The organism is Streptomyces sp. 7N604 (genome assembly GCF_052245475.1).
GTDB lineage: Bacteria > Actinomycetota > Actinomycetes > Streptomycetales > Streptomycetaceae > Streptomyces.
Genome location: NZ_JBQQBX010000075.1, coordinates 1 through 7,275, shown reverse-complemented (window position 1 = coordinate 7,275; position 7,275 = coordinate 1). Strand labels below are relative to the sequence as shown.

8 protein-coding genes are annotated in these 7,275 nt (G+C 70.3%); 3 read left to right on the top strand and 5 right to left on the bottom strand.

What is annotated here, in order from left to right:
* Positions 1–53: 53 nt before the first annotated feature.
* The 3 genes from ACTWP8_RS37945 to ACTWP8_RS37935 form a co-directional block, all read right to left on the bottom strand.
* Positions 54–575, bottom strand: coding sequence for an EF-hand domain-containing protein (locus ACTWP8_RS37945; RefSeq protein ID WP_443326604.1), 522 nt, complete (start codon positions 573–575; stop codon positions 54–56).
* A gap of 32 nt (positions 576–607) precedes the next feature.
* Complete coding sequence (locus tag ACTWP8_RS37940; RefSeq protein ID WP_443326605.1) at positions 608–1,135, bottom strand: DUF397 domain-containing protein; 528 nt, start codon at positions 1,133–1,135, stop codon at positions 608–610.
* A gap of 246 nt (positions 1,136–1,381) precedes the next feature.
* Positions 1,382–1,756 carry an STAS domain-containing protein gene (locus ACTWP8_RS37935; protein WP_443326603.1) on the bottom strand — a complete coding sequence of 125 codons (375 nt, stop codon included), beginning with the start codon at positions 1,754–1,756 and terminating at the stop codon, positions 1,382–1,384.
* A 306-nt stretch (positions 1,757–2,062) separates the two neighbouring features.
* On the opposite strand from ACTWP8_RS37935, the gene ACTWP8_RS37930 reads away from it, so the two are divergent.
* Together ACTWP8_RS37930 and ACTWP8_RS37925 are read left to right on the top strand one after the other, a co-directional pair.
* Positions 2,063–2,662, top strand: a complete 600-nt coding sequence (locus ACTWP8_RS37930; protein ID WP_443326602.1) for a sigma-70 family RNA polymerase sigma factor — start codon at positions 2,063–2,065, stop codon at positions 2,660–2,662.
* Entirely contained in the window at positions 2,659–4,101 is a 1,443-nt protein-coding gene (locus ACTWP8_RS37925) for a maleylpyruvate isomerase family mycothiol-dependent enzyme (RefSeq protein WP_443326601.1), read from the top strand. Before ACTWP8_RS37930 ends, ACTWP8_RS37925 begins: the two co-directional genes overlap by 4 nt.
* 74 nt (positions 4,102–4,175) lie before the next feature.
* On the opposite strand, the gene purU is transcribed toward ACTWP8_RS37925, so the two are convergent.
* Positions 4,176–5,072 carry a formyltetrahydrofolate deformylase gene (purU, locus tag ACTWP8_RS37920; protein ID WP_443326600.1) on the bottom strand — a complete coding sequence of 299 codons (897 nt, stop codon included), beginning with the start codon at positions 5,070–5,072 and terminating at the stop codon, positions 4,176–4,178.
* 96 nt (positions 5,073–5,168) lie between these two features.
* The gene (locus tag ACTWP8_RS37915; RefSeq protein ID WP_443326599.1) at positions 5,169–5,636 is read right to left on the bottom strand and encodes an SCO4402 family protein; all 468 of its coding nucleotides are present in this window, start codon (positions 5,634–5,636) and stop codon (positions 5,169–5,171) included.
* A 172-nt stretch (positions 5,637–5,808) separates the two neighbouring features.
* On the opposite strand from ACTWP8_RS37915, the gene ACTWP8_RS37910 reads away from it, so the two are divergent.
* Entirely contained in the window at positions 5,809–7,212 is a 1,404-nt protein-coding gene (locus ACTWP8_RS37910; RefSeq protein ID WP_443326598.1) for an ABC transporter substrate-binding protein, read from the top strand.
* Positions 7,213–7,275: the final 63 nt, after the last annotated feature.

Here is a 7,275-nt window from a genome sequence, read left to right as displayed (position 1 = left end):
TTGGGGCCCCCAGGAGGGGTTGGGGGGGGGAAAAGACTCCCCACAACCCGGCGTCAGGCGTCCGGGTCGGGGGTGGTGAAGTAGAGCGCGAAGGCGGCGATGATCTCCTCTTCGGTGATCCGGCCGTCCCCGTCCCCGTCCAGCGTGGCGGCGACCCGGCCGCAAGCCTCCGGCTTGACCCCCAGCACCCGCGCCACCCGCACGGTCTCCTCAGGCGTGATCACGCCGTCGCCGTCCGTGTCGGCGACCCGTATCACCGCACGGAGAAACGGCCTGGCGATCTCCGCGAACCGCTTCGCGTTGTCGCGCAGCCGCTTCACGGCCTCGTTGACGAACTCCTCGCGCGATACGTGCTGATCACCGTCCGTGTCGGCTATCGCCGCCATACCCTGCCAAAATGCCTCCGCGCCTTCGTAGAGCGCCTGCCCCTTCATCGAACGGGCGACGACGCCGAACTCCGTCAGCACGGCGGCGGCAGCGGCGTTGAAGTCCTCGCGTGAGATGTAGCCGTTGCCGTCCTGGTCGAAGGTGGCGAAACGGCGAGCGATCTTGGCTTCGTATTCAGCGGGATCCACGGTCGGCCTCACGTTCACGTCGGGTACCGGGGTCAGATAGTACGTACGTCCTGCTCCGAGGCGAAGTTCAGGAAGACGTGCCATGCATCACCGGTGAAGTGGAGGCGGGGACCGTCCGGATCCTTGGAGTCACGGACTGCTACGGCGGCGTCCGCCGAGCCCGTCAGCTGGGCGAATTCGATGCAGTCGCCGCCCTGGCCTCCGCTGTAGCTCGACTTGCGCCAGTGGGTGCTCATGGCTCCTCCAGGAGTGAAGCGATCAGCTCCGCCGAGTCCTGCGGCGAGAGTGCCGAAGTCCGCAGAAGATCGTATCGGAACGCGGCGTCTCTGAACTCGTCCGGATGAGCCAAGATCTGCGGTTCCGATCGCGTGCCGCGCAGCCAGCGGCCAGAGCCGCATGAACGAGCCGTCGGTCTTGAAGATCTTGTCGCAGCGCTCCGCAAAGTCCAGGGTCGGGAAGCGTTTTGCCGTCTCGATGCAGCCGACCAGCGCGCCCGAAGAATAAAGCCGATGCCCCGTCTCTTTCTGGGACAAATCGGCTAGCTCCCGGTGGTGGCGCAGCTCCGCACCGAAGAAATCGAGCGGGGAACGGGACGGGTCGAGGTCGTTCGGATTCGGCTCCGCGCTGGCCGGAGGGCATCACGGACGACGCGGGAGACGCGGAGGACTGCGGCGGGCGGGGGCCGGCGATCGTGACCGCGCTGGGGAAGGACTGGGGCACCACGAGCGGTCGGTGCGCGGGAAGGTGGTGTGGTGCGAGTTCGCGACGGCGGAAGGCTGCGCGGACAGCGGGCGGGCGGAAGCCGGTTACGCGGAGAGCGGGCTCGCGGTCTCGTCGACGGCGGACGTGACGTCCGGGTAGACCTCGAAGAGGCGGCGGACCCCGAGCGCGGCGAGGACGCGGTTCACGTGTGAGCCGTCCTCGGCGCCGCGCGCGGGGAGGATCAGCCGCAACCGGCCCTGACAGGAGCGCATCAGCCTGCGGGAGGCGATGAGGACGCCTACGCCGCTGGAGTCGCAGAAGCGGACACCGGCGAGGTCGAGCACGAGGCTGCGGCGTCCTTCGGCCACCGCGTCGTGCACGTGCTGCCGCACCGCGGGCGAGGTCACCAGGTCCATCTCGCCGGAGATGCGCAGGACGGCCCACGCGCCCTGCTCGGTCTCCATCACTTTCAAGGTCACTCGACCGACGTCCCTTCGGTTGCTCGCTGTGCGATCGCTATGCGGAAGCAGTCCTTCCAAGCTCGGCTGCCCGGGCGTTACCCCTTGAAACACGCGACTCGGTAACCGCTCCCAACGACCCTATGCGCATACGGGAACAGGAGTCTCAGGAGAAGCGAGCAACGTGACCGGATCTATACCAGCAGTAGTTGCCCGTGCACCGAACATTGATGCAAAGGGCGTGCGTTGCCGGTATGGCCTACTACATTCGATGAGGACGTCGATGTGGACGGTGGATGCGGACTACGGCGGATGGATGGGGGCCGGATGGCGAATGACGTGTCTCCCCGCTGGGACCGGAAGATGCAGCAGCGGCTGACGCGCGGCGAGGCGGCCGCGCTGGGCGAGCTGTACGACCGGTTCGCCTCGCTCGTCCACGGTCTGGCGTACCGGGTCCTCGACGACGAAGCCGCCGCCGACCGCATCACGCGCGACATCTTCGGCTACATCTGGGAGCACCCGGACGCGTACGACCCCAAGCAGGGGCCGCTGCGCTCCTGGGTCGCCTCGATCACGCACCGGCAAGCGGTGCGGCGGCTGCGCGAGACCGAGTCGGAGCTATTGAGTGAGGGCGGCGAAAGCGGGACGGCCGAGCGGATAGAGAAGAAAGTCCGGGCCGCCTCCGCTGCGGCTCGCGCCGACTACATCCGGAACTCCATGCCCGCGCCGCTGCGAGCTGCGCTGGAACTCGCGTACTTCAAGCACCTCGATTACCGGCAGACCGCCGCCGATCTGGGCGTGACGGAGGATGAGGCGCGGCGGAGGCTGCGGCTCGGGCTGCAGCTGCTGTCCACGGCGCACGTCAATCCGGCGGGGCCGGGGCCGGCGGCGCCGCCGCTGCCTCCTGGGCAGGGGAGCGCGCTGTGAACGGGCCGTTCGGGCCTGGGCGGCCCGACGAGCCGGGCGATGACGCATCGGAGGGTGCGGGCGGGGCGCGGCGGCCGCGCATACCTCCTCCGCGGCCGGCAGCGGAGGACCGCGGGCCGCTTCCGGATCTGCGGGACCTGTCGGAGCGCCCGGACGTGACGGAGCGACCGGACGTATCCGAGCAGTCGGACGTATCCGAGCGGCCGGATGCGGCGGATTCGCCGGATGCGGCCACGGCTCCGACCGCGCCCGGGCCCGCGTCCGCACCCGGCCCGGAGTTGCCCGCTCCGGCCAGTCCTTCCGTGCCTCCCGTTCCGTTCACCCACAGGGTGCTGAAGTCGCTGCTGGGCGCGTGGGCGCTGTCCGCGTGCTCGGCCGAGGAGACGGCGGCCGTCGAGGCGCACCTCACCGACTGCGCCATGTGTGCGGACGAGGCCCTGCGGCTGCGCGATGCCGTCGGCCTCCTGCACAAGGAGGACAACCTGGACCTCGACCCCATGCTGCGCGCCCGCACGCTCGCGGGCTGCCTGTTGCGGCGCCCGGCGCGCATACCGGTGCCCGAGTGGGCGGCGCCGTACGACGCGGAGACCGCGCGGCTGGACGCGCTGCTGCACGACATGGGCGAGTCGGAGTGGCGTACGCCGGTCCGGCTGCGCTGGTTCGAGGGCAGGCGCGGCGTCGAGCGGGAGGCCACGGTCGCCGGGGTTCTCGCGCATCTGATGGCGGTGGACGGCATGGTGGCGGGCGTGCTCGGCCTGCCCGATCCGCTGGGCGAGCTCGCGTCGGGCGCCGGGGCCGGCGGCGAGCCGCCGGCGTCTGCGGCGGCTCGCACGGAGGCGTACTGGCGCACGGAGATGCCGGAGCCGCCGGGCATGGTGCGCGAACCGTGGCGCGAACAGGCGCACTCGCTGATCCGCAGGGTCAGCTTCGCGGGCGGCGGGGCCGCCGGACTCGACGTGTCCTACGGGGACTTCGGGCTGCCGCTGCGGGACTCGTTCCTGGACCGGGCCTTCGAGTGCTGGGTGCACGCGTCGGACATCGCGGAGGCCGTGGACTATCCGTACGACCCGCCCGCGGCCGGGCATCTGCACCTCATGATCGACCTGGCGGTGCGGCAGCTGCCGGTGGCCCTCGCGGGGCGGCGCCGGGTCGGGCTCGCGAGCCCGCCGCGGAGGCTGGGGATCGCGGGGGAGCCGGGGCGCACGCTCCACCTGGAGGTGGAGGGCAAGGGCGGCGGCCACTGGTTCATCCCGCTGGACTCGCCTGCGGCGGTGGCTTCGCCGGACGAGGAGGTGGCGCGGGTGGCGCTGGACGCGACGGAGTTCTGCCAGCTGGCGGCGGGGCATGTGCTGCCGGAGGACGCGGCGGCTGGTCAGGACGGGGACCGCGAGGCCATCCGCGACGTCCTCGCGGCAACGGCCTCGCTGTCGCGCTTGTAACCCGGTTGTGCCCACCCTCCCCCAGACTCCGTCCGGGGGGACCCCCAGCCCCGCGGAACGAATGCCCACAACCCTTATGCGAAGACGACCGTCCTGGCGCCGTTGAGGAGGACTCGGCGTTCGCTGTGCCATTTCACCGCTCGCGCGAGCGCCTGGCACTCGACGTCGCGGCCGACCGCAACGAGCTGGTCCGGCGTAACCCAGTGCCCGACCCGCTCGACCTCCTGCTCGATGATCGGGCCCTCGTCGAGATCCGCCGTCACGTAGTGCGCCGTGGCTCCGATCAGCTTCACACCGCGCGCGTGCGCCTGGTGATACGGCTTCGCGCCCTTGAAGCTCGGCAGGAAGGAGTGGTGGATGTTGATGATCCGCCCCGAGAGCGCCTTGCACAGATCGTCCGAGAGCACCTGCATGTAGCGCGCCAGCACCACCAGCTCGACGCGCTCCTCCTCGACGATCTTCAGCAGCCGCGCCTCCGCCTCCGACTTGTTCTCCCTCGTGACCGGAATGTGGTGGAAGGGGATGCCGTACGAGGAGACGAGCTCCTCGAAGTCCGTGTGGTTGGAGACCACGGCCGCGATCTCCACCGGCAGCGCGCCGATCCTCGTACGGAACAGCAGGTCGTTCAGGCAGTGCCCGAACTTGCTGACCATGAGGACGATCCGCATCTTCTCGTCGGCCCGGTGCATCTGCCAGTCCATCCGGAAGCTGTCGCCGATGGCGGCGAAGCTGGCCCGCAGGTTCTCCAGCGTCACCGACCGGTCGGCCGAGAAGTGCACCCGCATGAAGAACAGCCCCGTGTCGTGGTCCCCGAACTGCTGGCTGTCCTCGATGTTGCAGCCGGTCATGAAGAGGTAGCTGGACACGGCGTGCACGATGCCCTGCTTGTCCGGGCAGGACAGGGTGAGGACGTACTGCTCAGGGTCCTGCTCGGGGGCCTGGGGGGACGCGGCGTGCTGCGACTCGTTCATGACCTAATAGGGTCGCACACCCGCAGACCGGACCTGGACCCGGCCTGACTGGGCCTGGACAGCGCCTCTGTCCGGGGCGGGCCGGACCGGGCAGGGCTACTGGGCCAATCCCTGCTGCTGGACCGCCCGGTTCATGATCGCGAGCACCTCGAGCGAGCGCGGCGGCGAGTCCGGGTCGTCGCCGTCGCTGGTGGCGAGCCGTACGTGCGCCTCGCGGGCGGCCCGTACGGCCTCCGACCATCCGTGGTGCTCGATGTAGGCCGCGACCGGCGCGTCCGGCCCGACCTGGTGCATGATCCGCAGCACCCGCAGTACGGCGACGTCCACGAGGGCCGCCTCCTGCGAGTCGCGGAAGATCGTCCCGACGTACTTCTCCGCCGACCAGTTGTCCAGCCAGGTGTCCTCGACGAGCCGGTACACGGCGTCGGTGACGTCCCCGTAGCCTTCGCGGCCGGCCAGCCAGCACTCCTGCTGGAAGACGGGGTCCGAGAGCATGTGCAGCGCGGAGCGCACATTGCTGCGCCAGCGCCACCACGGCATGTCGTTGAGTGGCATGCCGCCCATGGTGGGGGAGCGACGGCCGCGACGGGAAGACTTCTCAGCACCTTGCACGGCAGCCGATCGTACGTTCTTCACAAAGCTGTCGCGAACCGTCCCCCGCTGTTCACCCTCAATCCACCGTGCGTTGCCCGAACGTCACTTCTCCGTTATGGGGCGGCCGGAAGGGTTATGCGGTATGACCGGACGGCGACGCTCCCCTTCGCGCCCCACTCGCAGTTCTCTCTCTTCTCTCTCCACTCGCGCTTCTGGCTCTCCTCGCCCGGCTCGCCCGCCTCGCCCCGTCAAGGCTGTGGCGATTGCCTCGGTGAGCGCCCTGGCGACGTGTGCTGCGGTGCTCGCCGGTTGTGGTTCACTCCCGGCGGTTTCGGGGGCTTCCAAGGATCCGGTTGTGGTGATGACCTGGGCCCCCGAGGGCACCAAGGCGACGAATGTGCCGGGCATGCCCGCCATGGCGCAGGCGTACGCGCGCTGGATCAACAGCAGGGGCGGGCTCGGCGGCCGCGAGCTGAAGGTCCTCACCTGCAATGAGCGCAACGACGCGGTGAACGCGGGCCGTTGCGCGCGGCGGGCGATCGCCGAGAACGTCGTTGCCGTCGTCGGCTCGTACAGCCAGCACGGGCGGTCCTTCATGTCGCAGCTGGAGGCGTCCGGAATTCCGTATATAGGCGGATACGGCGCCACGGATGAGGAGTTCACCAGCCCGCTCTCATACCCCGTCAACGGCGGTATGGCCACGCTGCTTGCGGGCAACGGGCGGCAGCTCGCGCGCGGCTGCGATCGGATCTCCCTTGTCCGGCCCGACACCATCGCGGGCGACCAGATGCCGTCCCTGCTCAACGCGGGCCTGCGGGCGGCGCGCCACACGCCCGCCAGCGACGTACGGGCGCCGGAGGACGCGACCGACTACACGCCGCAGGCGGAGAGCGCCTTGGCGCGCGCGGGCGCCGACCCGGCGCTCCTCGGGACCGGGACGTACGCCGCGACGGCCGGCGGCGCGTGCGTCACCGCGGCGCTCGGCGACCGCACCGACACCTTCTTCGACTCCTTCCGCCGCCTCCAGGAGGAGGGGCAGAAGGTGAAGATCGCGTCGGTGCTGGGCAGCGTGCAGCAGGCGCTGGTGACGCGGACAGGCGGCAAGTCCAGCCCGCTGGAGGGCGCGTCCGTGACCGGGTGGTACCCGGCCGCGAGCGACCCGCGCTGGGAGCCGATGCGCGGGGTCATCAATAAGCATGCGTTCGGGGACAACCGCATCGACCCGGCGGACCCGGGCGTCCAGACGACGTGGATCGCGTACACGGTGCTACGCGCGGCGGTCGAGTCCCTCGGCGGCGGGGACGTCACGGCGCAATCCGTACGGCGGACGCTGGACGGGCGGATCGGTGACGCCGGCGTGGACACGGGCGGGCTGACGCCGAAGCTGAGCTGGCGGTACGAGGACATGCTGGCGGTGCGGGGCTTTCCGCGCATAACCAACGCGATGGTGACGTACCAGGAGGTACGGGGCGGCCGGTTGGTGCCGGTGGGGAACGGGTCGGTGAACGTCACGAAGACGCTCGAGGACCGGCCCGAGGAAGGCTGAGGATCCTTCCTCGGGAAGCGGAGTTCCGCCCGTCCCGCGCGCCGGCTCAGCAGCGCCCCGCCT